This window comes from Streptomyces sp. x-80 (assembly GCF_046549095.1).
GTDB lineage: Bacteria > Actinomycetota > Actinomycetes > Streptomycetales > Streptomycetaceae > Streptomyces > Streptomyces celluloflavus.
This window is the reverse complement of record NZ_JAJPWM010000006.1, coordinates 22,521-47,693: the sequence shown is the minus strand read 5'-3', so window position 1 is coordinate 47,693 and position 25,173 is coordinate 22,521. Positions and strand designations below refer to the sequence as shown.

At 72.5% G+C, this 25,173-nt stretch carries 23 protein-coding genes; 13 read left to right on the top strand and 10 right to left on the bottom strand.

Annotation, left to right across the window (positions count from 1 at the left end):
- Positions 1-234: 234 nt before the first annotated feature.
- Positions 235-444: a DUF2180 family protein gene (locus ACLJWH_RS13275; RefSeq protein ID WP_052860473.1), complete on the bottom strand. Its 210-nt coding sequence runs from the start codon at positions 442-444 to the stop codon at positions 235-237.
- A 567-nt stretch (positions 445-1,011) separates the two neighbouring features.
- Here ACLJWH_RS13275 and ACLJWH_RS13270 point away from each other — a divergent pair.
- Positions 1,012-1,464, top strand: coding sequence for a Fur family transcriptional regulator (locus ACLJWH_RS13270; protein ID WP_411141855.1), 453 nt, complete (start codon positions 1,012-1,014; stop codon positions 1,462-1,464).
- A 136-nt stretch (positions 1,465-1,600) separates the two neighbouring features.
- On the opposite strand, the gene ACLJWH_RS13265 is transcribed toward ACLJWH_RS13270, so the two are convergent.
- The 3 genes from ACLJWH_RS13265 to ACLJWH_RS13255 all read right to left on the bottom strand — a co-directional run bounded on the left by ACLJWH_RS13265 (position 1,601) and on the right by ACLJWH_RS13255 (position 6,784).
- Entirely contained in the window at positions 1,601-5,434 is a 3,834-nt protein-coding gene (locus tag ACLJWH_RS13265) for a S8 family serine peptidase (RefSeq protein WP_411141854.1), read from the bottom strand.
- Between the two features lie 255 nt (positions 5,435-5,689).
- Positions 5,690-6,103 carry a pyridoxamine 5'-phosphate oxidase family protein gene (locus tag ACLJWH_RS13260; protein WP_411141853.1) on the bottom strand — a complete coding sequence of 138 codons (414 nt, stop codon included), beginning with the start codon at positions 6,101-6,103 and terminating at the stop codon, positions 5,690-5,692.
- A 108-nt stretch (positions 6,104-6,211) separates the two neighbouring features.
- Positions 6,212-6,784, bottom strand: coding sequence for a helix-turn-helix domain-containing protein (locus ACLJWH_RS13255; protein ID WP_411141852.1), 573 nt, complete (start codon positions 6,782-6,784; stop codon positions 6,212-6,214).
- Between the two features lie 237 nt (positions 6,785-7,021).
- Between ACLJWH_RS13255 and ACLJWH_RS13250 the strand changes: the two genes are divergently transcribed.
- The 8 genes from ACLJWH_RS13250 (at position 7,022) to ACLJWH_RS13215 (ending at position 15,479) form a co-directional block, all read left to right on the top strand.
- A complete protein-coding gene (locus ACLJWH_RS13250; RefSeq protein ID WP_411141851.1) occupies positions 7,022-7,819 on the top strand; it encodes an aldolase in 798 nt (265 codons plus the stop codon).
- Positions 7,819-8,757 (top strand): dihydrodipicolinate synthase family protein, encoded by a 939-nt coding sequence (locus ACLJWH_RS13245; protein ID WP_411141850.1) that lies wholly within the window; start codon positions 7,819-7,821, stop codon positions 8,755-8,757. Before ACLJWH_RS13250 ends, ACLJWH_RS13245 begins: the two co-directional genes overlap by 1 nt.
- A gap of 150 nt (positions 8,758-8,907) precedes the next feature.
- A complete protein-coding gene (locus ACLJWH_RS13240; RefSeq protein WP_411141849.1) occupies positions 8,908-9,591 on the top strand; it encodes a hypothetical protein in 684 nt (227 codons plus the stop codon).
- A 661-nt stretch (positions 9,592-10,252) separates the two neighbouring features.
- Positions 10,253-10,741 carry a helix-turn-helix domain-containing protein gene (locus tag ACLJWH_RS13235; RefSeq protein WP_411141848.1) on the top strand — a complete coding sequence of 163 codons (489 nt, stop codon included), beginning with the start codon at positions 10,253-10,255 and terminating at the stop codon, positions 10,739-10,741.
- A 79-nt stretch (positions 10,742-10,820) separates the two neighbouring features.
- Complete coding sequence (locus ACLJWH_RS13230) at positions 10,821-11,426, top strand: hypothetical protein (RefSeq protein ID WP_411142201.1); 606 nt, start codon at positions 10,821-10,823, stop codon at positions 11,424-11,426.
- The gene (locus ACLJWH_RS13225) at positions 11,419-12,636 is read left to right on the top strand and encodes an MAB_1171c family putative transporter (RefSeq protein WP_411141847.1); all 1,218 of its coding nucleotides are present in this window, start codon (positions 11,419-11,421) and stop codon (positions 12,634-12,636) included. The genes ACLJWH_RS13230 and ACLJWH_RS13225 overlap by 8 nt, the downstream gene beginning before the upstream one ends.
- 168 nt (positions 12,637-12,804) lie before the next feature.
- Complete coding sequence (locus ACLJWH_RS13220) at positions 12,805-14,082, top strand: cytochrome P450 family protein (RefSeq protein WP_411141846.1); 1,278 nt, start codon at positions 12,805-12,807, stop codon at positions 14,080-14,082.
- Between the two features lie 197 nt (positions 14,083-14,279).
- A complete protein-coding gene (locus tag ACLJWH_RS13215) occupies positions 14,280-15,479 on the top strand; it encodes a D-alanyl-D-alanine carboxypeptidase family protein (protein ID WP_411141845.1) in 1,200 nt (399 codons plus the stop codon).
- A gap of 131 nt (positions 15,480-15,610) precedes the next feature.
- Here ACLJWH_RS13215 and ACLJWH_RS13210 read toward each other — a convergent pair whose 3' ends face one another.
- Positions 15,611-16,231, bottom strand: a complete 621-nt coding sequence (locus ACLJWH_RS13210) for a DUF309 domain-containing protein (protein ID WP_411141844.1) — start codon at positions 16,229-16,231, stop codon at positions 15,611-15,613.
- A 173-nt stretch (positions 16,232-16,404) separates the two neighbouring features.
- On the opposite strand from ACLJWH_RS13210, the gene ACLJWH_RS13205 reads away from it, so the two are divergent.
- The 3 genes from ACLJWH_RS13205 (at position 16,405) to phzG (ending at position 18,120) form a co-directional block, all read left to right on the top strand.
- Entirely contained in the window at positions 16,405-16,698 is a 294-nt protein-coding gene (locus tag ACLJWH_RS13205) for an ArsR/SmtB family transcription factor (protein WP_411141843.1), read from the top strand.
- Positions 16,695-17,081 (top strand): VOC family protein, encoded by a 387-nt coding sequence (locus ACLJWH_RS13200; RefSeq protein WP_411141842.1) that lies wholly within the window; start codon positions 16,695-16,697, stop codon positions 17,079-17,081. Before ACLJWH_RS13205 ends, ACLJWH_RS13200 begins: the two co-directional genes overlap by 4 nt.
- Positions 17,082-17,475: 394 nt before the next feature.
- Positions 17,476-18,120, top strand: coding sequence for a phenazine biosynthesis FMN-dependent oxidase PhzG (gene phzG, locus ACLJWH_RS13195; RefSeq protein WP_411141841.1), 645 nt, complete (start codon positions 17,476-17,478; stop codon positions 18,118-18,120).
- 238 nt (positions 18,121-18,358) lie between these two features.
- On the opposite strand, the gene ACLJWH_RS13190 is transcribed toward phzG, so the two are convergent.
- Positions 18,359-18,928, bottom strand: coding sequence for a DinB family protein (locus tag ACLJWH_RS13190; protein ID WP_411141840.1), 570 nt, complete (start codon positions 18,926-18,928; stop codon positions 18,359-18,361).
- Between the two features lie 53 nt (positions 18,929-18,981).
- Here ACLJWH_RS13190 and ACLJWH_RS13185 point away from each other — a divergent pair, with 53 nt between their 5' ends.
- Positions 18,982-19,224 (top strand): hypothetical protein, encoded by a 243-nt coding sequence (locus ACLJWH_RS13185; RefSeq protein WP_411141839.1) that lies wholly within the window; start codon positions 18,982-18,984, stop codon positions 19,222-19,224.
- Between the two features lie 415 nt (positions 19,225-19,639).
- On the opposite strand, the gene ACLJWH_RS13180 is transcribed toward ACLJWH_RS13185, so the two are convergent.
- The 4 genes from ACLJWH_RS13180 to ACLJWH_RS13165 all read right to left on the bottom strand — a co-directional run bounded on the left by ACLJWH_RS13180 (position 19,640) and on the right by ACLJWH_RS13165 (position 25,037).
- Entirely contained in the window at positions 19,640-21,139 is a 1,500-nt protein-coding gene (locus ACLJWH_RS13180) for a DUF2079 domain-containing protein (RefSeq protein WP_411141838.1), read from the bottom strand.
- A gap of 342 nt (positions 21,140-21,481) precedes the next feature.
- Positions 21,482-22,495 carry a hypothetical protein gene (locus ACLJWH_RS13175; RefSeq protein WP_411142200.1) on the bottom strand — a complete coding sequence of 338 codons (1,014 nt, stop codon included), beginning with the start codon at positions 22,493-22,495 and terminating at the stop codon, positions 21,482-21,484.
- 299 nt (positions 22,496-22,794) lie between these two features.
- Entirely contained in the window at positions 22,795-24,051 is a 1,257-nt protein-coding gene (locus ACLJWH_RS13170; RefSeq protein ID WP_411141837.1) for an MFS transporter, read from the bottom strand.
- A gap of 32 nt (positions 24,052-24,083) precedes the next feature.
- Positions 24,084-25,037 carry a metallophosphoesterase family protein gene (locus ACLJWH_RS13165; protein ID WP_411141836.1) on the bottom strand — a complete coding sequence of 318 codons (954 nt, stop codon included), beginning with the start codon at positions 25,035-25,037 and terminating at the stop codon, positions 24,084-24,086.
- Between the last annotated feature and the right edge of the window lie 136 nt (positions 25,038-25,173).

The following is a 25,173-nucleotide window of genomic DNA, read 5'->3' as shown; positions in this document are numbered from 1 at the left end:
GTGATTTCTCCGGCCGGCGGGACCGACACCGGCGGCCTTCCTTGTGAAGCATCCGCGGCGGAGTATTCCGCGCGACGGTTCACCGCTTCACATGAAGGCGGAACCGGTCTCGTACAGAGGGGGAAGGTGAGGCGGCCGCTGGTCCGCTCCGGGGTAGCTCACCACCGGGGCGTCCCGTTCTTCCGCCGGGCTTCACGCCGAAAGCCGGCGGGGAATTCCGGGGCCGCGGGAGCTTCAGAAGGAGCGCTCGGCCCCGTGACAGGTCTGGCAGAGCACACGGCGGGCGGGCAGGTCACTGGTCGACTTGCCCATACCGGCCATCCTGTGGATGGTGCTCTGCGCGACATGTGCGTGCTCGGCGCAGACGGCCAGGCCGCAGCGGCAGCAAATGCCCACGGGGACCTTGCCGTTCCTGTCGGCAAGGCAGCAGTCGTAACACTTCAAGAGAAGCTCCATCGGGGTACGCGCCTGGTGCACTCCCGGCCCAAGTGCGCGGTTCCTGATCCGGGGAGGTGGCGTCTCGGCGTGAGGTGGGGTTCAACAGCGGCGTACGCGTACTGGTCGACGAGAGGCTGATCAACGCTCCGCCACCGACTGAGAAGTTAGCTCGCCAGATTGGACGGAGTCAACTCTAGTGACAGGTTTGTCCCCGCCCGAGGGTCCACGACACCGGCCCGGCCGGTCCGCTGCGGGCGCTCCGTAATCCGCGCCGATACCGTCCGTCACGAGCGCCGATACCGTCCGCCACCGGCACCGATACCGTCGGCGGGCCCCCCGGAGCACCGGCTCGGGCGCAGGGTGCGGAGCGGTTCACCGCAGGATCACCCGGGGTTTGCCGCCGAGGGCCGCGAGACGCTCCGGCTAGACTTGTTCTCAGCCAATATGGCGTGCGGACGGGGCGACACCACCGCATGCGAGGGCAGGCGGGTGGCGCCGGTTTCCAGCCGGATTCCACGGGTGAGCCGGCCGCATGCGCGATGCCCGCCAGTGACCGGAAGGTACGACTGCGAGATGGACCAAGTGGCGGCCGACATGCTCAGGGCCAAGGGTTTGCGGAGCACCGTACAGCGCCGCACCGTGCTGGCCGCCCTGCAAGGTCACCCGCACTCCACCGCGGCGGAGCTGGAGAGCCGGATCGGCATCGCCATGGCCGGGAAGACCTCCTCCGGGGGGCTCTCCCGGCAGGGGCTGTACAACGTGCTCGACGATCTCACCCAGGCCGAACTGATCCGCTGCATCGAACCAGCCGGGTCCCCGGCGCGCTACGAACTGCGCGTCGGGGACAACCACCACCATCTGGTCTGTCGCGGTTGCGGGCAGATCGAGGACATCGATTGCAGCACCGGCCGCGCCCCCTGCCTGGAGCCCTTCGAGCACAAGGGATTCACCATCGACGAAGCCGAGATCATCTGGTGGGGCCTGTGCGGCGGCTGCCAGTCCGCTCGGCAGGCGGCGGACCACTGAGGCCGCGGACGGCGTGACCGCGCCCGTCCACCGACGGCGAGAAACGTATCTCCTCCGGCCGGGGCCGGGAAGAAAACACGGACCGGACCGTGCCGGGGAGGGGCCGTGACCGACGGCCCCTCCCCGGCGGTCGGTGCTACTTCAGGCCGTAGGCACGCACCACCGTCTGGCTGACGGTGTTGCCCGCGGTGTCCCGCGCAGTGGCGCGGAGCGAGACGTACCGGGCCGCCCGCGGCGCCGTCACCGTCGTGGCCCAGCCGCCGTCGGCCGTCGTGCGCAGGGCGGCCGGCGTCCAGTGCGCGCCGTCGTCGTAGGAGACCTGGAGGGTCGCGGCGTCGATCCGCCCGGCCCCGGTGACGCCGGGCAGGTGCGAGGCGGTCAGGGTGAGTGCGGTGTGGCGTGCCGCGTTACCGGACAGGTCGGTGGCGACACCGTGGTCGAGCTGTATCAGCGGTATCAGCGCCCACCCGTTCCCGGAGGTGAAGGTCCATTCGGTGCGGGTCTGCGTCGAGGTCGGGAAGACACCGTGCTGGCTGGTTTCGGCCACCAGCCGGTACGGCAGCGGGGCGCCGCTCGGGGCGGTCGCGGTGAGCTGCTGGTAGGCGGTCGAGCCGAGTTCGGTGTCGCCCTGGTAGAGCGTCACCGTCTCGTGCAGCTGGTCGTTCGCCTCCCACAGGTTCCGGTCGAAGCCGTCGTGGCCCGCACCCCCGTCGCCCCAGCCGGGGACGTTGAGGACGAAGAAGTCGCCCTGCCGGTCCGGCAGGGACTGGCTCGGGTTCAGGCGCGGGTGGACGACGGGCAGGAACCAGTCGCTGCCGGTCCTGGAACCCTTCTTCGGGTCGGTGCGGAGCGACCGTTCCTCCAGCGTGGCGGTACCGGACTCCTCGTACCACGTGAACGCCCCGTCGCCCGGTGTCACCCAGTCGGTGCGGGTGGCCGCCAGCGCCTGTTCCGTGCCGTACCCGAAGCCGTAGCTGTCGAAGTCCTGCATGTCGTACCGGCCGTTGTCGCCGGTGGCGCCGGGCTGCCCGGCGAAGCGGGAGTCCAGCCGGGCCAGCGCGCTCTTGGCCGGGCGGTAGGTCAGACCGGTCGCCGGGACGCCACCGTCGTGCCGCTCCACCAGGTCGTAGACGTACGGCGATACCGGCCGGGAGGTGACCGTCAGCCGGAGACCGGGGCGGGCGGCCGCCGAGATCAGCGCGGCGCCCTCGTGCGGCTGGAGGCTCGCGACCTCGATCGGGCTCTTGGTCACGCCGTCCGCCGCGCCGTACCAGTCGCTGAGCCGCCCGGTGGTGTCGTTGACGACCAGCAGGAGTCCGGCGCCCGCGGCGACGGCGGCCGCGGCCTGCGCCGCGTCGGCCTTCGGCTGGTCGCGCGGATCGGCCTGCCGGTCGTACCGCACGACCACGGCCTTGCCCTTGGCGTCCAGGCCCGCGTAGTCGGCCGTCCTGCCGAGGCCGGCGTGGACCACGCCGAGCCGGCCGGTGCCGGCCGGCCGCAGCGTCGAACCGGCCTGGACCACCAGGTCGGGAAAGCCCCGCTCACCGGAGTACGGTCCGGTGGCCTCGACGGTCAGCAGCGGGGCGGCCTTGCGCCAGCGGGCGGCGAAGTTGAGGCTGCCGCTGGTCACCCGGTCCGTGTGCTGCGCCCACACGCTGGTGTAGGTGAGCGGGACCAGGTAGTCGGCGTTGAACCGGACACCGCCCGCGACGCGGTTCCAGTCGATCCGGGTCATCCGGTCCTCGGTGGCCTGCGGCGCGACGGCCGAGACGCGGTGGGCCTGACGGGCGTCGAGCCGCGCCGTACGGTCCCGGTCGAGGGTGATCTGCGGTGCGGACAGTACGGCCAGACCCATATCGTCCGGCCCCGCGGCACCGGGCAGGTCGGCGTACATGAGCAGCGAGTACTCGCCCTTGGGCCGGCGCAGGGTGAGCACACCGTCGTCGGGGATCTGGACCTGCGTGGGAATCGCGTCACCGGTCCGGTAGAGCGCGGCGACGCCGGACAGCGGTCTGCCCGCGCGGTCGGTGGCCCGGACGGTGAGGTCGTAGCGCTCGTCCTCGCGGTCGAGGCCGATCAGCGTGTGCGCGACGGCCGTGCCGTGGGAGTCGGCCGCCGACAGCAGCCCCGCGGTGGCCCCGTACGGGGCCGCGTCCGGATCGCCGGTGACGGTCACCGCGGCGGTGCCGTGGGCCGGGACGGTCACGGCCGGCGCGGACAGGGTGAAGACGCCCGCGGGCACGGCGGCGCCGTTCGCGTCCTTCGCCGTGGTGGCCAGATCGAGTCTGACGTCCTGGTCGCCGGTGTTGGTGTAGGTGACGGTCCGGACGGCCGGCCGGTCGTCGGTGTGCGGCCAGGCGTAGAACCCGGACCAGGCGCTCGCCTCGGCGTGGACGGTGCCGAGTACCGCGGTCCGGGCGTCGAGGCGGCCGGTGCCGCCCTGGGGCACCGGGATGTCCGGTGTCGGGTGCGCGGTGCTGACCAGGGCGTCCTTGATCTGCCCGCCGGTCCAGTCCGGGTGTCGCTGGGCGACGAGCGCGGCGGCGCCGGCCACGTGCGGGGTCGCCATGGAGGTGCCGCTCATCCGGACGTAGGAGCCGGAGCCGGCGGCGTACTGCGAACGGGCGGCGAGGATGTCCACACCGGGTGCGGTCACCTCCGGCTTGAGCGCGCCGTCGGGCCGGCGCGGTCCCCAGCTGGAGAAGGATGCCAGGCTGTCGGTCGCGTCCACGGCGCCGACGGTCAGCGCGGCGGTCGCCGCGCCCGGCGCTCCGATCCCGCCGGCGCCGGAGTTGCCGGCGGCGACGACGAAGAGCGCGCCGGTGGCCGCGGACAGGTCGTTGACGGCCTGGCTCATCGGGTCGGTGCCGTCGCTCGCCTCCGAGGTGCCCAGGCTCATGCTGATGACCTTGGCGTGTTCGGTCCGGGCCGCCCACTCCATGCCCGCGATGATCCAGGACTCGTCGCCGAAACCGTCGTCGCCGAGGACCTTGCCCACCAGGAGGCGCGCGCCGGGGGCGACACCCTTCTCCTTCCCGCCCGAGGCGGCACCGGTACCGGCGACGGTGGACGCGGTGTGGGTGCCGTGCCCGTGGTGGTCGGTGATGTCCGCACCGGGCACGAAGCTCTGGGAGGAGGCGATCTGCCCCGCGAAATCCGGGTGCCCGGTGTCGGCGCCGGAGTCCAGGACGGCGACGTTCACGCCCGTGCCGTCGGTACCCGCCCGCCATACGTCCGGCGCGCCGATCTGCGCGGTGCTCTCCGCGAGGGTCGCCTTGACCTTGCCGTCCAGCCAGATGCGCCCGATGTTTCCGCCGAAGACCGCGGGGCCGGCCGCCGCCTGGGAGCGGGCCTGCCGCTCGGGTGCGTTCCCGGCCGCGGAACGGGCCTTGGCACGGGCGAGTGAGCCGGCCGGGGTGAGGTCCTGCCAGAGGCGGGCCGCCTGGGCGTGGCCCGCGGACGCCGCCGCACCGCTGATCGCGGGGAGGGACCGCCGCGTGGTCAGTCCGGTGACCGTACCGGCCGCCGTCCGGGCCGCGCCGGTGCCGCCGTACTGCACGATCACCGGCAGGCTCGCGGTGTGCGCGTCGTCGTAGCCGTCGGCGATGAGCCGGGTGACGTCGAACAGCCGCTGGTCCAGGACGCCCGCGGCGAGGTACGGCAGTACCCCGTCCGGGAAGACATAGAGGTCCTTGCCCACGGTCTGGGTGCGCACCCCGCCGACGGCTTTCCTCGGCCGGTCGACGCTCGCGACGCGGTGGCCGTCGGCGAGGGTTTTGACGGTGACCCGGTCGCCGGTGATGAGGGTGACCGTATGCGTGTCGGTGGTGGCGGCGGCCCGCGCGGCGGCGGCCGGGGGACCGGCGGCGGCCGGCCCGTCGGCGTACGCGCCCGACAGGGGCACCGCCAGGGTCGCCAGGGCCGTGCCGAGGGCTATCAGCCCACGACGGCGTGAGGTTGAGGATGGCACGAGAGGCTCTCCGTGTTCTGCGGGGGAACAGAGACGGAGGACATCTTCGGGCCGACGGGCGCTCCCTTCGGCGGTTCCGTCCTGACGGTTCACCGCCCTGGCGGGAGTCCGCCACTCCGGGAGTGCCGTGCCGCACGCCGTACGGGGGGTACGGCGTGCGGCAGGCATTACTGGCGATGCGTCAGAACTGGTGCTCCGCCGCGTACGGAGCGGGAGCCGGTGCGGGGGACCGGGGCGTGGCGGGCCCGTCCGCCGTCACCAGCCCGGCGGTTTGGCGGTGCCCATGGCGCGGGTGACGGTGATCTCGATGACCACGCGCTCGGGGTTGGGGCGCGGGGTTTTGTAGCGTTCGGTGTAGCGGCGCTCGGCGTCGGCCACGGACTCGGGGTCGTCCCTGATGACGGCGGTGCCTTCGAGGGTGCACCAGCGGCGGCCCTCGGCCTGGCTGACCGCGACGCGGACACCGGGGCCCGCGGCGCGTACGTTGCGGACCTTCTTGCTGGTGCCGCTGCTGATGACGCGGGCGATGCGGGTGTGGGGGTCGTAGGTCACGCCGACGGGGACCAGGTGCGGGCTGCCGTCGGGCCGGGGCGTGCTGAGGAAGCAGGTCCGGCGCTCCTCCCAGAAGCCGGTCTGCGCGGTCGGGTTCGCGGGGGGTTCGCCGGTCACGGCACTTCCTTACGTGGGGTGGGGTCCGGGTGATGCGGGGGAGCCGCGTACCTGCGCTGTGTGCCACGCGGCTGCGGCGGCGGGCACGGCCGGGCGGGGCTCGGCGCGTCAGGGCAGGTGCGGGTGCGGGGTCTCCGGTCCGGTGCGGTCGTCGCAGACCATGAGCAGCAGCGCGGCGCGCTCGGTGCTCAGCGAGCGGACCTTGTGGGGGACCGTGGCCTTGAAGTAGACGGAGTCGCCCGGTCCGAGCTCGACGGAGCGGGCGGGGAGGAGGAGTTCGGCGCGGCCTTCGTGGACGAAGAGGAACTCCTCGCCAGGGTGGTCCCGGAAGGGCACGGGGCCGGCGTCGTGCGGCGGATACAGCATGAACGGTGTCATCCGCTTGCTGCCGGTCCGCAGTGCGATGCCTTCGTAGCGGGAGCCGGGCTCCTGGCCGGGGCTGAGCGGCCGCCGCTCCGCCGCCCGGGTCACCGTGACATCGGCGAGCCGTTCCGTATCGGCGAAGAGGCTGTCGAGAGGGACGTCCAGGGCGCGGGCGAGCGCGGTGCTGACGGCGATGGACGGCATGCTGTGGCCGCGTTCGACCTTGGAGAGATAGCTCTTGGTGACGCCGGCGCGCTCGGCGAGCGCCGCCAGCGTCATGAGCCGCTCCTTGCGCAGCTGCCGTACCCGATTGATCACCGTTTCTCCCCTTCGTACCGCCCCGCGGGCCGGTCGGCGGACTGGCGGGAAAACAAGTATGTCTTCTTGCGGCCGTCCGGCCGGGGCGCTGACCTTCTGGGGGTGCACCTGGTCCCATGACACAAGGTGTCCTATGGTGAATAACGTTTCCTGGACTTTCCTGACGGTGCCGTCGTCGAGGGCGGCACCGGGCGACTGGGCCCGCCGGCGGCGCCGGCGCCCGGAACTGGAGCGGACATGGCGAAGACACTGGGCGAGACGAAGGACGTGCTCATCGGCCGCGCCGAGCGGCAGATGCGCGAACACTTCGGCGACGCGGAGCTGACAACCCGGCAGAAGCTGGCACTGACCTGCCGCATCCTGTTCGACGGCGGTCACGACTCGGGACTCGCCGGGCAGCTCACCGCCCGCGGACAGGAGCCGGGCAGCTACTACACCGAGCGGCTCGGCCTCGGCTTCGACGAGATCACCGAGGAGAACCTGCTGCTGGTGGACGAGGACCTGAACGTGCTGGAGGGGACGGGCATGCCCAACCCCGCGAACCGGTTCCACTCCTGGATCTACCGGGCGCGCGAGGACGTCAACTGCATCATCCATACGCACTCACTGCACACGGCGGCGCTCGCCATGCTGGAAGTCCCCCTCGTGGTCTCCCATATGGACACCACACCCCTGTACGACGACTGCGCCTTCCTCAAGGACTGGCCGGGTGTGCCCGTGGGCAACGAGGAGGGCGAGATCATCTCCGCGGCCCTCGGTGACAAGCGAGCCGTTCTGCTCGCCCATCACGGTCAGCTCGTGACCGGCGCCACCGTCGAGGAGGCGTGCAATCTGGCGATCCTCATCGAACGGGCCGCCCGCCTCCAGCTGCTCGCCATGTCCGCGGGAACCGTCCAGCCGCTGCCCCCGGCCCTCGCCCGCGAAGCGCACGACTGGACCTCCACCGACCGGCGGAACCAGGCCAACTTCGTGTACTACGCGCGCCGGGCCCTGCGCAGCCACCCCGACTGCGTGACGGGTGAGGTGCGGATCTGATGCCGACCCCGCCCCTGCAAGGCATCATCGCCTACCCCGTCACCCCGTTCTCCCCCGCCACCGGGGAACCCGACCTGGCGGCACTGCGCCGGCTGACCGGCGACCTGGTGGACGCCGGCAGCCATGCCGTCGCCCCGCTCGGTAGCACGGGCGAGAGCGCCTATCTCCGGGATGCCGAGTGGGACGCCGTCTGCGAGACGACCGTCCAGACCGTGGCGGGCCGGGTGCCGACCGTGGTCGGCGTCTCGCACTGGAGCACGGAGACCACCGTGCGCCGGGCCCGCACGGCCGCCCGCAACGGAGCCGACGCGATCATGGTCCTGGCGCAGACGTACTGGAAGCTGACCGAGGACGAACTGGCGCGGCACTTCGCGACCGTCGCGGCCGCGACCGACCTGCCGGTGATGCTCTACAACAACCCCGGCACCAGCGGCGTCGACCTGCTGCCGAAGACCGTCGTCGCGCTCGCCGAGAAGATCCCCAACCTCACCATGGTGAAGGAGAGTTCGGGCGACGTCGCGCGCTTCCGCGCCCTCCTGGAGATGTCCGACGGGGCCCTGTCGGTCTACAACGGGAACAATCCGGTCGCCCTCGACGCCTTCCGGTCCGGTGCGGCCGGCTGGTGCACCGCGGCCCCCTGTCTGGTGCCCCGGTGGTGCCTTGAGCTCTACGCCGCCGAGCGGCAGGGGGCGGGTGAGCGGGCCGACGCGCTGCTGGCGGCCCTGTCGCCGTTCCTGAAGTTCATCGTCGGCCACGGTCTGCCGCGGGCGGTCAAGGCGGGGCTGGCCCTCCAGGGCCGGTCGGCCGGCCCGCCACGGCCGCCACTGCTGCCGCTACCGGCCACGGAGACGGAGCAACTCCGGGAACTGCTCGGGCGGCTCGGCTCCGGCCCGCCGCCGGAGAACGCGGCCACCGCTGCGGGCGGCCCCGCCGTCTGAGGCCGGTCGTCCACGCCGCCGCGGCACCGGGCGAGCGGCGTGGACGGCGGGCCGTGCCGGATACGCGACCGGCGGAATCGGCATGGGCGCCGTTCCTGCCGGCGGCGCGCGCCGGCCAGGTATGACGGGACAGCCCTTAGGGTGTGGGCCATGTCGCGGTGGGGATGGACCGAAGTGGTCCTGGATGATCGTGAGAACGCCGACGTCCCGTACCGGAGCTCCCGGTCGCGCGAGGGGTACGCGTCACCTCGGCAGGCGCGCGCCGCACTGGAGCGGGAACTGTCGGCGCCGGCGAACGGGTCGCCGCTGCGCACCCAGGCGCTGCGAGAGCTCCGGGAACTGCCGCAGCCGGACGGCGAGCAACGGGTGGCGCTCCCCGAAGCGATATGGCTGGTGCACGAGCACGGGCCCTACTCCTGGCTGGTGATTCCCCGCCGGGACGGCTCGTCCAGGGAAGTGCAGGTCGTGCTCTCCGTGCCGGGCCCGAGGCGCGTGGCGGAGCCGGTGACGCGGACGGCTCGGCGGTGGCACTGGGGGGCCGCCATCGGCTGGTTCCTCGCCGCCGCGGTGCTGCTGGTGTGCGGCGCGCTGATGGTGATCCTGGTCGGCCTGCCCGGAAACCACACGGTGCTCACCTATGGCGGGAAGAAGGTCGGCCCCCGGGACCAGTGCATCGGGTCCAGCCTGCCGAGCGGGCCGTGCGACAGGGTCGGCCGCCGGGAGCAGCGCGACGAGGGAGCGAACGTCGACGTCCTCATCGGTGGCGGCGCCGTCCTGGCCGGCGGACTGTTCCTGGCCTGGGCCGGCACGAGCAGGCTCCGGGACACCCGCTGAGCCGAGGGCCGAAGGCGGGGCGCGACAGCCGCCCGCCCTCGGCCGCCGCCGTCGGCACGACTGTCCTCGGTGCCGGGCTTCCCCGCCGTGTCATCGCGCCCCGCGCCGAGCGGTTCGGCTACGGAGCGCTCCGGGACCGCACCGGCCGCAGTGTCGACTCCACCGCTCACTCCCCTCGGATCGTTCCGTACCGCGACGGCCCGCACCCGCGGAGATCCTCGTCTTTCCGTGACCGGATCGGCGGAGCCCCGGTTCGGCGGGCTTTTCCGTCGCTCGGGCAGGGGCGTGCGGGCCGGTGAATCCGGATGATCGCCAAGTTCCCTTCCGTCGCGTGCAGTTGGCGGAATGTTCCGGCTCGTCGCGGTGGGGGAGTCCGTCGGCGTCGCCGCGCCGCGTCGCCGGCCGTACGGCGGCACTCGCGGCCGCCGCCCCCACGTCGGCGACGGGCGATGCTCAACCCCTGGTTAAGTCCGGCGATCCTCACTGTCCGTATGTGGACTGGTGCACCCCGTTCCTGGCATGACAGGATGTGTACTGCGGCTCCGGCGGCCTTAACTGGGCGTTGGGCTCTATCGATGGAGCCGTCGTACGGCCGGCGCCCACGGGAGACGGGGCCGCCGCCGGGCCGGTTCGACCTTGAAGCAGCCAAAGGACGGTGGGCATGACAGTGGGGGGCGACGGCCGGGCCGAGGGGGCGGGCGGCGCGCTCGCGGAGCGGCTCAACCATCTCTTCGCGAACATGCACCCGCCCGGGGCGCCGTACACCAACGCTTTCGTGGCCGACGAGATCAGCGGCGGAGCGGCGGAGTACGGCGGCGTCAAGGTCACCGAGCAGTATCTGTCGATGCTGCGCAACGGCAGACGGACGAACCCGAGTCCGGAACTACTGCGCGCACTGGGCAAGTTCTTCGCCGTACCGGTCGGCTACCTGCTCGGTGACCTCTCGCAGCCGCAGGCCGCGCGGGTGGAGGAAGAGGTCCGCTTCCTCGCCGCCATGCGGGACCAGCGGGTACGCGCCATCGCGCTGCGCTCCGTCGGGCTGCCGCCCGAGGTGCAGGACAGTCTGACGACGATCATCTCCCAGTTCCGGCAGCAGATGAATCTGCCGGCCGATCCGCCCGCCCACAGGGGTGAGCCGGGTGGTGAGTGAGCCGGAACCGACCGAGCAGCGCGACCGGATCTTCTCTACCTGGCGGCGGACCGGAGACGAGGACGGAACGAGCATGCGAGTGGGGCAGATACGCAGGCGGTGCAAGCAGCTCATCAAGGAGCTGGAGCTGCCCGCCGCGACCGATCTGCGGGGGATGTGCGACGTCGTCGCTACGCGCGTGGAGCGGCCGGTCCACATGGTGCCGATGAGCCTCGGCGGTGTGGTCTCGGGCATGACGGCCTCCACGGACGACGGCTACTGGATCTTCTTCGAACTCAAGACGTCACCGTGGCATCAGGCGCACATCGTGCTGCACGAACTCAGCCACCTCCTGCTGGGACACGGCCAGGATCCGGCCGTCACCGAGGACGCGCTGCGGATGTGGACGCCCTCGGTCGATGTCGCCACCGCGATGCGCCGGATGGGCCTGACCATGGGGTTCGCCCGCCACCACGGCTACGACAACCCGGCCGAGCGGGAGACCGAGGTACTGGGCACGCTGCTGATGGAGCGGGTCGCGCCGTCGGCCGGGGAGAGCGAACTCCCGCTGGAGGGGCCCGCGGCGGAACTGGCGGCGGCCCTCGGGCCCGCACTGCAACACATCAGGCGGCGGCAGGACGGGACACCGGACACCGCCGCGGCCCCGAGCGGCAAGGGGGCCGGGGACGGAGGCCCGCGTGTTTGACGTCATCTACCTGTGCTTCGGCGCGGTCGCCTGGGCGATCGTCGCGTACAAGGCCGTCGCCTGGTTCCGGGACCGCAGCAACACGGACCTCGGCCTCGCCTGTGTGATGACCGGCGGCGTGGCCACCGTCTTCCTCTTCTCCGCGCCCAGCCTCTACCGCGGATTCGACCGGCTGACCAGCGTCGCCAACCTCGCCATGGTCTTCCTCTACTCCTCCGTCGTGGTGTTCGCCGCGGGCGCCCTGATGCTGCTGCTGCGCTGGACCGAGGGCGAGAGCGCGGCCGCGCGGGACCGCGCCAGGTTCCGGGCGCGCGCGGTCGTCGCCGGTGTGGCGGTGCTGTGGGCGGTGGCGGTCACGGGCTTCGCGGTCGGCCGGCCGGACGCCGTCGAGCACCCCCGCGACTTCAGCACCGCCTACACCGGCTCGCCCGGAGTCATGCTCTTCCTGGTGCTGTATCTGGCCATCTTCGGTTCGAGCCTGGCGGGCCTCGGCATCCTCTGCCCGCGCTACGCCGCCCGGCTCGGCGGATCCTGGCTGGCCCGCGGGCTGCGACTGCTGGCCGCCGGCTGCTGGCTCGGCCTGGTCTACTGCGCCTGCAAGGTGATCGGCTTCGGCCTGTCCTGGGCGGGCCACGAAGCGCCCTGGCTCTCCAACGGCGTGGCCCCGCTGTGCGCCTCGGTCGGGGCGATCCTGGCCCTCGTCGGCTTCGCACTGCCGGCCGCCGGCCCCCGGGCCGCCGCCTGGCGCCGGCTGCGCCGCCTCTCGCCGCTCTGGCGGACCGTCACCGCGCAGGCCCCCGAGGTCACGATGGAACGGTCCCCGTGGTCCGGGCGGTGGCCGTTCGCCGACCTGGAGTGGCGGGCCAACCGGCAGATGGCGGAGATCCGGGACGTGCAGCGCGGTATCCGCCGCCATGTGGAGTCCGACGCCGTGGACATCGCGCGCGAGCGGGCTCGCGTGGTCGCGCTGGACGACCGGCAGCTGGCCGCCGTCGCGGAGGCCGCCGCGCTCCGCCGCGGTCTGGAGAACCGCGCGGTGGGCCACGTCCCGGCCCACGGCGCGGACAGCGTGGTGGTCACCGGCGGGGAGGCGGCCGAACTCACCGCGGAGTACGAGCATCTGGCCCTGGTGGCGGACGTCTACCGTTCGCCGCTGATCGAGACCGTGCTCACCGAGCTGCGGCAGCGCAGCTCCCAGTCGCACGACTGAGGAGCGGCCGCTCGGCAGCGACCACACAGACGGGGTGGCCCGGCACGGGGGTCCGGGCCACCCACGCCACAGGGACGGCGCCGGTCCGTACGGGCCGGCGCCGCCCCTGTCACCGGCCGTGCCCCCGCGCCCCGCCCCGTACGGCCGGCCCGTCTAGAGTTCGGCCCCATGCAGAACACCGCCGAGACCGGCCCCGACGCACCCCTCGACGTGACACCTCTCCTCGACGATCCGCACGCCGCCTACGCGGCCCTGCGCGAGGCCGGACCCGTGCACCGGATCACCGGCACCGACGGGTGTCCCGCCTGGCTCGTCACCCGTTACGACGAGGTGCGCGCCGGGCTCGCCGATCCGCGGCTGTCGCTGGACAAACGCCATGCCGCGCCCGGCGGTTACCGCGGCTTGGCGCTGCCGCCCGCGCTGGACGCCAACCTGCTGAACATGGATCCGCCCGACCACACCCGGGTCCGCCGCCTCGTGGTCAAGGCATTCACTCCGGGACGGGTCGCCGCGCTGCGCGGGCCCGTACGGCAGGTCGCGGACGAACTGCTGGACGCCATGGCGGCGGGCACCCGGGCGGACCTGATCGCCGATTACGCGGGGCCGCTGCCCATCGTCACGATCTGCGCGCTGCTCGGTGTTCCGCCGCACGACCGGCGCGACTTCCGAGCCTGGTCGGACGCCCTCATCACGCCCGACCTCACCCGCCCGCACCTGATGAAGGAGGCGATCGGGGCGATGCTGGAGTTCTTCACCGGGCTGATCGCCGCCAAGCGCGCCGAGCCCGGCGACGATCTGCTCTCCGACCTGATCGCGGTGCGCGACGACACCGGGCCGGACGCCGGCACGGGACCGAACGGCGCCACCACGGGCCGGGGCGGCGGCGCCGCGCGCCGCGGCGGTGACCGGCTCACCGAGGACGAACTGACCTCGCTCGCCTTCCTCATCCTCGTCGCCGGATACGAGAACACGGTGCACCTCATCGGCAACTCCGTGCTCTCCCTCCTCGACCGCCCTGATCTGCTGGGCCAGTTGCGCAGCAATCCGGCCGAACTTCCGGCAGCCGTCGAGGAGTTTCTCCGCCACGACGGACCGGCCCCGCTGGCGATCCGCCGCTTCCCCACGGAGGACCTGGAGATCGGCGGCGTACGGATCCCGGCCGGGGAGAGCGTGCTGCTCTCGATCGCCGCCGCCAACCGCGATCCGGGCCGTTTCCCCGATCCTGACGCGCTGGACCCGGGCCGGGACCGTACCGGCCACCTCGCCATGGGGCACGGTATCCACCACTGCCTCGGCGCCTCGCTGGCTCGGATGGAGACCGTCACCGCGCTCGACGCGCTCATCGGCCGCTTCTCGGGGCTGCGTCTCGACGTGCCGCGCGACGCGGTGCGCCGCCGCCGTTCGCTGCGTACGAGTGGCTTGATCTCGCTCCCGGTCACCTGGTAGTCCGGAGGCGAACAAGTTTTTCTCGCATAACCGTTTGTCATGCGGTAGAAATGTTGTCAGGCCCGCCCGGTGTGCATCCCCCGTCGCACCGGGCGGGTTTCTGCGCTCCGGCGCGACACGCCGTGGACGGGTTCCCTCCTTGGGCCGTCTGGCGCACCGGCGCTGCGGGGCACCGGGACCGTTCATAGCGTGACGGCATGGCAATCGACGTGCGTTTCTCCAAGAAGGCCGGTGCGGTGGCAGCGATCGCCGTCGCCGGTGTGTCGCTGACTTCCATACCGACCGCGGTCCACGCCGAGGGGCCGGCGAACCGGCCGCCCGCGCTGGACCGGAGGGGGGTGCAGGTGGCGGCCGCGCCCGGGATACCGAAACTGCCCGCCGGGCTGTCCGCCCTCTCCTGGACCGTGGCCGACGCCGACAGCGGGGATGTGCTGGCCGCCAAGGACCCGCACCGCGAACTCGCCCCGGCCAGCACCCTCAAGACGCTGTTCGCCGTCACCGTCCTGCCCAAGTTCCCGGCCGGCGCGGTCCGCCAGGTCAGCGCCGAGGACCTCGACGGCATCGGCGCCGGCAGCAGCCTCGTCGGCGTCGAGGAGGGCGAGAGCTATCAGGTCGCCGACCTGTGGCGCGGGGTGTTCCTCCGCTCCGGCAACGACGCCGTACACGTCCTGGCCTCGATGAACGGCGGCTGGGAAACCACCGCGCAGGAGATGCAGGAGACCGCCCGCGAACTGGGCGCCCGCGACACCACGGTGAAATCCCCGGACGGCTACGACGTACCGGGCCAGGTCTCCTCGGCGTACGACCTGACCGTGTTCGCCCGCGCCGGGCTCGCCAACGAGGACTTCGTGCGCTACTGCTCCACCGCACGGGCCGAGTTCCCCACCGCCGACGGCGAATACACCGAGATCGAGAACACCAACCGGCTGCTGGCCGGCTCGCACGGGATGGAACGCTACCCCGGCATCATCGGCGTCAAGAACGGCTACACCACCAACGCCGGCAACACGCTGATAGCCGCCGCCCAGCGGGACGGCCACACCCTGCTGGTCACCGTGATGAACCCGCAGTCCGGTGAGAACAACGGCGTCTACAAGGAAGCGCGTGCCCTGCTGGACTGGGGCTTCAACAGCGTCGAGAAGGTCCAGCCGATCGGCTCGCTGCGCACCGCGCGCGACGCCGCCGATGAGGACGACGACGCCGGCGGCGGTGACTTCCGCCCGGTCGCCAGGTCCGCCCCGGATGCCGAGGCCGGGGACGGCTCGCCCTGGCGCTCCAGCGTCGCTCTGTGGTCCGGCGGCATAGGTGCCGCGGTACTCGCCGCGGGCGCCGCGCTCACCTGGCGGCTGCGCCTCCGCGGCCGCGGCACGCCGGGCGAAGGGGACCGGAAGGGGTGAGTGCACCGGACGACGGGGCGGACGAGGCGGACGGGGCGCCAACCGGTGACGGGCCCGGCGGAGCCTTCAGGTACCGGAGGGTGGCGTCGGCGGGCCACGGGAAGCCGGCAGGCGAGCGCGGTGGGGACGGGTCAGGACCCGCCGCGCGCCCCCCGCAGCCGCGGTGCCGAACCGGCGGCCGGCACCGGTCCGCCCAGCCGCCCCGTCAGCTCCCGGGCCCAGGCCGTCAGCCCCGTGATGTCGATGCCGTACGGGGCGGTGTCCGCGTACGGCGCGATGGCCGCCGCACCCCGGTCGAGCAGCGCCCGGCCACCGGTGACATTGCCGCGGGCGGCGTGGGTGAGTCCCACCGCGAGCTGGGCGAGCCCGCGCCACAGCCCGCGCTCCACCTCCGGCGCCGCCTTCCACGCGTCCTCCAGCACCTCGTGCGCGTGGAACGGCATCCCGGCATCGAACAGCCGCTGCGCCTCGGCCAGCGCCTCCGAGGGCGCACGCGGCACCCCCTCGGGCTGCCGGGCCACCCCCGGCGCCCCGTACGGCAACGGCCGCCCGAGCCCGTCACGCGGCCGCGCGCTGCGAGCCCGGCCCTGCTCGTCGCGGTCCCGGCGGCGGTCGCGGTCGCGGGCGGGCCCGGGTGCCGGTGCCGTGCCGTCGGGCCCGGCGTCCGCGCCGGACTCGCTCGCCGCCGTACCGCGCCCGTCGGTCCGGCCCCGCTCGTGGTGGTGCTCGTGGTCGTGCTCCGCGTCGTTCACCCTCCGATTGTGCGCCGTGCGGCGGGGCCGCGTCGCCGTACGGACCGGCCGCCGACGGGGCCGCCCTGGTGCGGTCGAACCGCCCGGACGAACCCGCCCGGCGGCTGTCTCGCCCGCTTCCGCCGGCGCGCCCGACTTGATAGGCAAGTCCCCACTTGCCTATGGTGTGGGCCATGGCGGAGGACGTCTTCAAGGCACTGGCCGACCCCACACGCCGGCGCATCCTCGACGAACTGGTGGAACGGGACGGCCAGACCCTGTTCGAGATCTGCGCGCGGCTGGTGACCAAACACGGTCTGGGGCTCTCCCGCCAGGCGATCAGCCAGCACCTGGCCGTACTGGAATCCGCGGGGCTGGTCCGTTCGCGGCGCGAGGGCCGCTACAAGTTCCACGATCTGAACACCGAACCCCTTGAGCGCATCGTGACCCGATGGCTCGGACCCGACGCACCGGAGCGCACCCTATGAAGATCCATCTGTCCAGCGTCTTCGTCGATGACCAGGCCAAGGCCCTGCGTTTCTATACGGACGTGCTGGGCTTCGTGAAGAAGGCCGACGTCCCGCTGGGCGAGGACCGGTGGCTGACCGTGGTCTCACCGGAGGATCCCGACGGGACCGAGCTGCTGCTGGAGCCCGACGGCCATCCCGCGGTCAAGCCGTACAAGGCGGCGCTGGTCGAGGACGGCATCCCGGCCGCCTCCTTCGCCGTGGCCGACGTACCCGCGGAGTTCCACCGGCTGCGCGGGCTCGGGGTGCGCTTCACCCAGGAGCCGCTGGCGATGGGCCCGGTCACCACCGCGGTGCTGGACGACACCTGCGGCAACCTGATCCAGATCGCGCACAGCGAGTAGGGACCCGGCGCGGGCACCGGCCGCGGCCCCCTGTCCGCGGCCGGGTTCGGGGCCCGGTCACCAGGGCGGCGGTGACGGTGCCGCGGCGGACGTCTCCGCGCCGGTCATGGCGGGTGGCGACGGTCCGGAGCCGGAACCGCCATCGGGACGGCCCCGTCATCGTCGACGGCGGATACCGCGGCACCGGGCGGAACGCGGCCTTCCCCCGCGGCGACCGTGAGGCCCGTGGCCCGCGTCATCTCTTCGGCCCGATGGAGCGCCGGCCGGGCGACGTGCCGCACCCCCGTCGCCCGCGCTCCCGCAGCGATCCGAGACGCGCACCGGGCCCCGGTGCGACGGCCCGTCACAGCGCCGGGGCACCGGGCTGCCGACCACCCGAAGGAGAGGGAGAAGGATGAGCGAGAACGTACCGACCCTCAGCGGTGACACTTCGCTGCGACTGCGCGAGTTCGACGCACCGCCCGCCGACCCCTTGGGCCTGCTGCGCGAGTGGCTGGACGGCGCCCTGCGCCGCGAGGTGCGGGAGCCCTTCGCGGCGGTGCTGGCCACCGTCGACGGGGCGGGCCGGCCGTCGACGAGGGTCCTGCTCGCCAAGGACCTCGACGAGCGCGGTCTGGTCTTCACCAGTTCCCGCGGCAGCCGCAAGGGCCAGGAGCTCGCCGCCCGCCCGTCGGCCGCCATGACCTTCTACTGGCGTGAGACGCTCCAGCAGATCACGCTGTCCGGAGCGATCGAGGAGCTCACCGCGGCGGAGTCCGACGCCCTGTTCGCACGGCGCCCACCGGCCGCGCAAGCGGCCACCGCGGTGTCGCGGCAGAGCCGGCCGCTCGATGACGAGGCGGAGCTGCGCGAACGGGCTCGGGCGCTCACGGAGTCCGGCCGCCCCGTGCCGCGGCCCGCCGAGTGGACCGGTTACCGGCTCGTGCCGCGGACCGTCGAGTTCTGGTACGGCAGCCCCGACCGCCTGCACCGCCGCCTTGTCTACGAGCGCCCCGCACCCGACACACAGAACTGGACGCACCGGCGTCTACAGCCCTGACCGGGCCGGGGCCGGGGCGGCTCGGCCGCCCGGCCCCGGACGCGCTTGCCCGGCTGAGCCGACGAACCTCTTGTACGGCCGGGGAGCACGCCCCCCCGGCCGCGTGCTGCCTTCCGGCCGCGGTGCTACTCGTCCGTGGCGGGCTTCCCGCGCCGGTGGTTCCCAGCGGTCAACCTCCGGCAATGCCCGGATGGCGGGCCTCTGCGTCATTCATGCAGAGGAATTCATCCGGAACACCTCACTGGCCCACCCTTCCGTCGATGCACTCGCGCAACAGGTCGGCGTGCCCGCAGTGGCGGGCGTACTCCTCGATCCTGTGCACCATCAGCTCCCGCACCGCGATCCCGTCCTTCCCCAGACGCACGCTCAGATCCGGATGCTCGGCCAGCGCGGCGTCGGTTGCGTCCTGCTCGCGTGCCAGAGCGGAGTACGCGGCGTCGACCTCGGCCTGCTCGGAGACAGCTTCGTCGAAGTCCGCGTCGCGCTTGCCGTACAGCTTCGGCAGCGGATCACCGTCGCTGATCCAGTTGCGCCAGTCCCGTTCCGCCTCGGCGAGGTGCCGAAGCAGGCCGAGCAGCGACATCGTCGACGGCGGAACCGATCGACGGGCCAGTTGCTCCGCGTCCAGGCCCTCGCACTTCATCCGCAGGGTCATGCGGTAGTTCGCCAGGAAGTCCCGCAGCGTCGCAAGCTCGCCGTCCGGACTGGTTCCTTCGCTGTTGCGGGGGTCGTCGTCAGGGTCAGCCCACATGTCGGGGTAGATGGTTGACCGGGTCCACCGTGCGGGTTGATCGCTCATGTGTTCCATGTTGGTCCGTGAAGACCCGAGCTCGCCAGTGAGTTTCTCAACGGTGGTGACTTGTGGATGCCGTTGAGGGCGAGGGCGAGGGCGAGGGCGAGGGCGAGGGCGAGGGCGAGGGCGAGGGCGAGGACGGCGCGGCCGACGTCACCGGTCCGGCTGGTGCTGGACGTGACGTGTTGCAGGCTGTGCCGCCGTTGCTGGCCGGGGCCGGCTTCTCCGACCTGCTCACATGCGGGCGAACACGCCAGAGCGGGCGGCCGCGCTCACCGGACGGTCGCCGTGGTGCGGTACTCGGCAGGTAGAGGCCAGGTATCGCCATGGCGCGCCCTTGGCCCAACGGTCCTCCAGCAGGGCACCGTTGGACATATCGTCCCGCCACCCGCCACCCGCCACCCGCCACCCGCCACCCGCCACCCGCCACCCGCCACCGGCCACCGGCCACCGGCCACCTGCCACCCGCCACACGTGCCCGTCATCTGGTGCCTGGTCAATCCCGAGCCCCGGGGAACGGGAAGCGATGGCCGCACTGCCGGAACGCGGCCACCGGCTCGTCCGGCCACCACCTCGTCCGGCCGAACCACGAGGACGAGCTCGCCCGCACCCGCCAACCCCTCCTCGCGCCGGGCCGATGCTGTCCGGCACAACCGGACCACCGACGCGCCGATCAAGCGATCCCTGATGATCGCCTACGACCACAGGAGACGCGGACCCACTGATCTAGGGCGTCCGCTGTGCGGGCCCGGGAGCGGCTGCCGACGTCGGCTTGCGCAGCAGGGTGATGCCGTCCTCTTCCGCGACGGTGAGGTAGCCATCGGCCCGGTACAGGTCGAGCATGCGCTTGGTCTGCGCCACCGGGCAGGGGGTTTTGACGGTCGGGTCGTTACGGTCCGAGACGACCCAGCGAGGCGGGTCGGCCGGGAGGCCGGTCGGTGCGGCGGGGTCGGGTCCGGTGCCGAAGCAGACCAGGCTGACGGTGGTGCGTCCCGTCAGCATCGGCGCCAGCCGGTTCGAGGAGGCGACGGTCTCCCCGTCCGGTATGCGGTCCAGGACCCGCTGGGCGGTACGGACATGGTCCGGGGTGCGCCAGGCCCAGGGGAGCACCAGGTCGTGGAGGGGGTAGACGGCGGCGGTGACCGCGGTGAAGGCGGCGCAGAAGGCGAGGACCTTACGGCGCCTTCGGGCGGGCAGCAGGTCCTTCCGGCGATGGAGTACGTCGACGAGACCGGCGAACACGAGGGGCATCAGAATCGCGTTGTAATGGAAGTTCGGCTGCCAGTAGTGCTCGTTCCCGGCGAGCAGCCGCCAGGCGAGGGTCGGCACGCACAGCAGTGTCAGCGGGGAGCGCACGGCGAAGAACGCGGTCGGCGCGGCGAGCATGAACAGCAGCAGCCATTTCATCGGTGGCCAGAACAGATGCAGCCCGAGAGATGCGAGGCCGGTGAGGCCGCCGGGCGATGACGGCCCGTCCGACATCTGCTGCCAGTAGTCGAAGCCGCCACGGGGATTCATGGCGGGCAGCAGCACGAGAACCTCCACCGCCGTCCCGGCCACACCGAGGATCACGACCGCGATGCCGAGCCACGTGGTGCCGCGCCGCGCGGTGGGGTCGGCGCGCCGTTCGCGCAGCCCCTGCCAGGCGATGTACGCACCGACCGCGGCGAGCGTGAGCCCGAGGTCCTCTTTCACCAGGAGCAGCGGGAGGGCCCAGGCCGCCGCGGCCCGCCAGCGCCGCTGCCCGAGCGCGGTGACACTGAAGGCGAGCAGCGGGACCGCGAAACATATCTCGTGGAAGTCCTTGGCGACTCCCGCGGCGATGCCCCAGGAGGCGCCGAGCGCGCAGCCCACCACCAGGCCGGTGACCGGTCCGACGGCCCGGTGGGCCCAGCGGGTGAGCGGGTAACAGGCCAGCGCCATCAGCGCGGCCTGCACGACGAGCAGCGTGACGCCGCCGGGGAACAGCCGGTACACGGGGGCGATGAGCGCCAGGATGGGATGGAAGTGATCGCCGAGGAGATTGAACCCCGGGCCCTTCAGCTCCACGATCGGGGCCTGACCGTGCGCATAGGCACGGATGGCCTGCTCGAATATCCCCAGGTCGTAACCGGCATTGAGCATGCGGTCGTTCCGTAGCACCGAAACGACGGTGTAGAGGACGAAATAGACCGCGGTCACCGTCCAGCCCATGACCCGCGGACCGGGAAGGCGTTCTCCCAACACGGTGCAGAATTCGGTGAATTGCCGGGCCGAGGGTATTCGCTCGACCCGCGGACGCCCGACCCGCTCTACTGACTCCACAACGTTCCCCACCTGTGATGACGTGCCGACAAAAAATGCGCCGCCGCACCCGGAGGGAAGGAGTCGCTGCCTCAGTGGCGGTTCTCCTTCCCTCCGAGTGCGGCAATTCGGGCATTGTCCGCCGTAATCTCGGTGGCCGGACCGCCAGGAGCACACCACGGGAGTCTAGGTCGTGCCCCGCGACGCACGATCAAAAGGTGCGTTTATACCTGACGGTGACGTGACGAAGGCCGCGAACCACGTGAACTCCGCGGCATCGCCGTATCAGGGCACCCGCGCCGGGGAGGACGCGTCCGGTACGCGCAGGGCCGGAGTGCCGCCGCCGTCCGCCGGGACGGTCCAGATGTCGCTGGGGCGGCCGTCGCCGCCCGGCAGCGCGTAGGCGAGGGTGTGATCGTCCAGCCAGGCGGCCTGGTCGTCCACGCTGCGGGCTTCGGCGAGCGGGTGTTCGCGCAGGGTGCGCAGGTCCAGGACGTAGAGCCGCCAGGGGTCGGTGGCGCCTTCGCGGACCCGCTTCTTGAAGGCGAGCCGGGTGTTGTCGGGGGAGAGGGAAGGGCATTCGACGTTCTCGCGGAGGGTGCGTGCCGTCCACTTCCGCATATCGCCCTCGACGAGGTAGGTCTTCCCCTTCGTCGAGACGGTGGCGTAGAAGCGGTTGTCGTCACGGGCGAAGGAGACGCCCCAGTAGTTGACATCCGGGGCGTGGTAGCGGCGCCCGTCGAGGGTGAGCTGGATCTCCTCCATGTTCTTGATGAGGTAGCCGGTACGGGTGTCCAGGATCGAGGTGCGGGTGGAGAACGAGGTGGTGGCGTAGGAGTCGCCGGTGGCGAACATCGTCCAGGACAGCATCCGGCCGGAGGCCGAGACGCGGGCCCGGTTGGGGATGCCGGTGAGGGCGATGCGCCGCGTCTCGCGCAGGTTCCGGTCCAGGACGACGGCGTACGACGTCGGGGGGATGCCGGGGCGGCGTTGCAGGCACAGCCCGGTACCGGCCGACGCGTAGAAGCGTTCGCAGACGGGTCCGCCGGTGGTGCGGCGGTCGGCACCGGCACCGGCGGTGGTACGGGCCGAGGCCGGCGCGGCCACCCCTGGTCCGGTGGCCGGCGCGGGCAGCCGGGCGATCCGGCCGGCCCCGGCCCCGGTGCTGCGGAAGTAGAGCCGGCCGTGGTCGAGGCCGAAGGCCGAAGGGGCGTCGACAGGTTCGGCGCGCCGGACGGCGCCGATGGTGTACACGACGGCGACGGTGGCGAGGATCGCGGTGGCGGTCAGCACGGCGATGACCCGGGCGCGCGGCGACAGCGCGCCGAGCCCGGTGGGGCGCGCCGGCCCTGGCGTATCGCCCGCACCGCCCCCGGCGCGTACGTCAGGTGCGTTGCGTGCGTCAGATACCTCTGGTGCGTCGTCAGGTGCGTCAGGTGCGTGAGGCGGTCGCGCCGCGGGGTCCGGCCGCGATCCGGCCGAGCCGGGCGGCGGGGTTGCCGGCGGCACCGCGGCCGGTGTGGCTGCGGCGGGTGACGTGGGGGCAGTGGGGGCAGTGGGTGCCGTGGGCGTCGCGGGTGTGGAGCCGGTCGAGGGGTTCATACGCGGGACGGCTGCCTTTCCGGGCGGGGGAGCAGGAAGACAGCCGCCGCAAGGGCCACGGCCAGGGCGACGACGGCGGCGATCAGCGCGGAGTGGTCGCCCCACAGCGTCCAGGCGGCCCCGAAACCGGCGGCCGCCAGCAGCCGGCTGAGCGCCTGGCCGGTCTGGAGCAGCGCCATACCGCTCGCCCGCCGGGCGGCCGGCAGCACCGGTCCGGCGAGCGCCATCAGCACGCCGTCGGTGGCCGCGTAGAAGACGCCGAGCAACAGCAGTACGCCGACGAGCAGGACCGGCCCCGCGTCGGTGCTCAGCAGCAGGACGTAGCCGCCGAGCAGCGCCGCATGGCCGCACAGGAAGGGGACACGGCGGCCGATGCGGTCGCCGAGCCGCCCGGCGGGCACCGCGAGCAGCAGATAGATCGCGGCGGCGCCCAGCGGCAGCAGCGGGAACCAGTTCACCGCGAAGTCCAGCCGGCGTTGCAGCAGCAGATACAGGAACGAATCGCCGATGGTCGCCGCGCCGAGTAGCGCCGCCGCTCCGAAGATGCGGCGGAAGCCGGGGTCGCGCAGCGGCGCGAGGAGCCGCCCGCGCTGCCGGGCCGGGGCGGCGGGCGCGGGCCGGCCGAGGGGGTCGGCGGACCGGCCGGGGACAAGGACGATCAGCATCAGCACGCCGAGCAGGCCGACGCAGAAGCTGACGACGAAGACGGCGTCGTACGCGTCGGCGGTGGCCCACAGCAGCGCGAAGGCGGCGAGCGGACCCAGCAGGGCGCCGGTGGTGTCCATCGCGCGGTGCACGCCGAACGCCCGGCCGAGCGCGTCCGGCGGGGCGCTGAGCGAGATCAGCGCATCGCGCGGGGCGGTGCGCACGCCCTTGCCGAGCCGGTCCGCGGCGATCGACGCGCCGATGCCGACGGTGCCGCCGCCCGCGAGCAGCAGCCCGAGGCGGGAGAGCGCGGAGAGCGCGTAACCGGCGCCGGCGACCAGCTTGTGCCGGCCGCCGCGGTCGGCCGCGTGCCCGCCGAGCAGCCGGACGAGCGCGGTGACGCCGTTGTAGAGGCCGTCGAGGAAGCCGAACTGAAGTGGGGAGAGCCCCAGTTGGAGGACGAAATAGAGGGGCAGCACGGCGGTGACCATCTCCGAGGAGATGTCGGTGACGAGACTGACCGCGCCGAGGGCGAGGACCGGTCCGCCGACGCGGCCGCGCGTCACCTTCGTCGCCGTGGCGGCCGCGTCCGTGGTCGCGAGATACATCGATCAGGCCCGAGGTTCCTGCGGGTCCCGGTTCAGTGGCACTCGTAGGACGGGCTGCTGTCCTTGACGCTGCCGTCCGTGCCCACCAGGTCCCACGAGAAGCCGGTGTCGGTGAGGTTCAGCTTCACCACGCCGAAGGTCTTGGTCAGCCGCTTCTCGCTGTTCGGCTGGACCTCTTCGATCTTGTACGGGTTGGCGCCGCCCATGCCGCCGAGGAGTTCGACCAGTCCGGCCTTGTCGGCCTTGCCGTCCGGGTTCTGCGGGGCGAACCGCTCGTAGTGGTGGTCGTGTCCGTTGAGGACCAGGTCGGCCTTGGCGTCGTAGAGCAGCTTCCAGACCGGCCTGCTGACCGGGTCGTTGCCGTGCTCGCCGGAGGAGAAGAGCGGGTGGTGCCAGTAGGCGGCCACGCACTTCTTGGTGTTGGCGGCGAGGTCGGCCTTGAGCCACTTGATCTGCGCGGAGTCCAGGCTGTTGGTGTCCAGCGCGATGAAGTGCCAGTTCTCGTGGTCGAAGCTGTAGTAGCTCTTGCCCTTGGGGTAGGCGATGGAGCCGAAGTAGGACTTGTAGCCCGCCAGCGCGCCGTCCGGGTCGTACGTCTCGTGGTTGCCGGCGACCGGGTGCGTCTTGTCCTTGAAGGTGCCCCAGGTCTTGTCGTAGTACTTCTTGAAGTCCTTCAGGCGGGCGTCGTCGTACTGGTTGTCGCCCATGGTGAGGACGAACGCGGGGTTGATCTTCTTCACCAGTGCCGCGGTCTTGGGGTGCTTGCAGTCGCTGTCGCTCGCGGTGCACTGCTCGGCGATGTCGCCCGCGGCGACGACCGTGAATCCGGCGGCACGGGCGGCCGCGCGCTCCGGTGCGGCGTCCGCGCGGCCGGGGGACCACAGCAGCACCCCGCCGACGAGCGCGAGAGCCGCGCCCGCGGCGGCCGGGAGAGCCGTACGGGGGTTGGTGAGCAGAGCCTTCTTGGCGCGGGGGGTGGGCGTCATGTCCGTCTCCTGGGTCGCCGTGGGCAGCCGTCCCGAGGAATCCTGGCGGCGGGCCATGTACGCGTCAAGGAGATCGGAGAAGGATTGTTAGGAAACTTTCTTGACCACTCCTGCGGCGGCGTCGTTCAGGCTCGCG

Coding starts and splice junctions, on each gene's coding strand:
- ACLJWH_RS13245 (WP_411141850.1), top strand. CDS start 7,819: ATGCCGACCCCGCCCCTGCAAGGCATCATCGCCTACCCCGTCACCCCG.
- ACLJWH_RS13200 (WP_411141842.1), top strand. CDS start 16,695: ATGAAGATCCATCTGTCCAGCGTCTTCGTCGATGACCAGGCCAAGGCC.
- ACLJWH_RS13220 (WP_411141846.1), top strand. CDS start 12,805: ATGCAGAACACCGCCGAGACCGGCCCCGACGCACCCCTCGACGTGACA.
- ACLJWH_RS13215 (WP_411141845.1), top strand. CDS start 14,280: ATGGCAATCGACGTGCGTTTCTCCAAGAAGGCCGGTGCGGTGGCAGCG.
- ACLJWH_RS13250 (WP_411141851.1), top strand. CDS start 7,022: ATGGCGAAGACACTGGGCGAGACGAAGGACGTGCTCATCGGCCGCGCC.
- phzG (WP_411141841.1), top strand. CDS start 17,476: ATGAGCGAGAACGTACCGACCCTCAGCGGTGACACTTCGCTGCGACTG.
- ACLJWH_RS13190 (WP_411141840.1), bottom strand. CDS start 18,928: ATGGAACACATGAGCGATCAACCCGCACGGTGGACCCGGTCAACCATC.
- ACLJWH_RS13235 (WP_411141848.1), top strand. CDS start 10,253: ATGACAGTGGGGGGCGACGGCCGGGCCGAGGGGGCGGGCGGCGCGCTC.
- ACLJWH_RS13240 (WP_411141849.1), top strand. CDS start 8,908: ATGTCGCGGTGGGGATGGACCGAAGTGGTCCTGGATGATCGTGAGAAC.
- ACLJWH_RS13170 (WP_411141837.1), bottom strand. CDS start 24,051: ATGTATCTCGCGACCACGGACGCGGCCGCCACGGCGACGAAGGTGACG.
- ACLJWH_RS13165 (WP_411141836.1), bottom strand. CDS start 25,037: ATGACGCCCACCCCCCGCGCCAAGAAGGCTCTGCTCACCAACCCCCGT.
- ACLJWH_RS13270 (WP_411141855.1), top strand. CDS start 1,012: ATGGACCAAGTGGCGGCCGACATGCTCAGGGCCAAGGGTTTGCGGAGC.
- ACLJWH_RS13205 (WP_411141843.1), top strand. CDS start 16,405: ATGGCGGAGGACGTCTTCAAGGCACTGGCCGACCCCACACGCCGGCGC.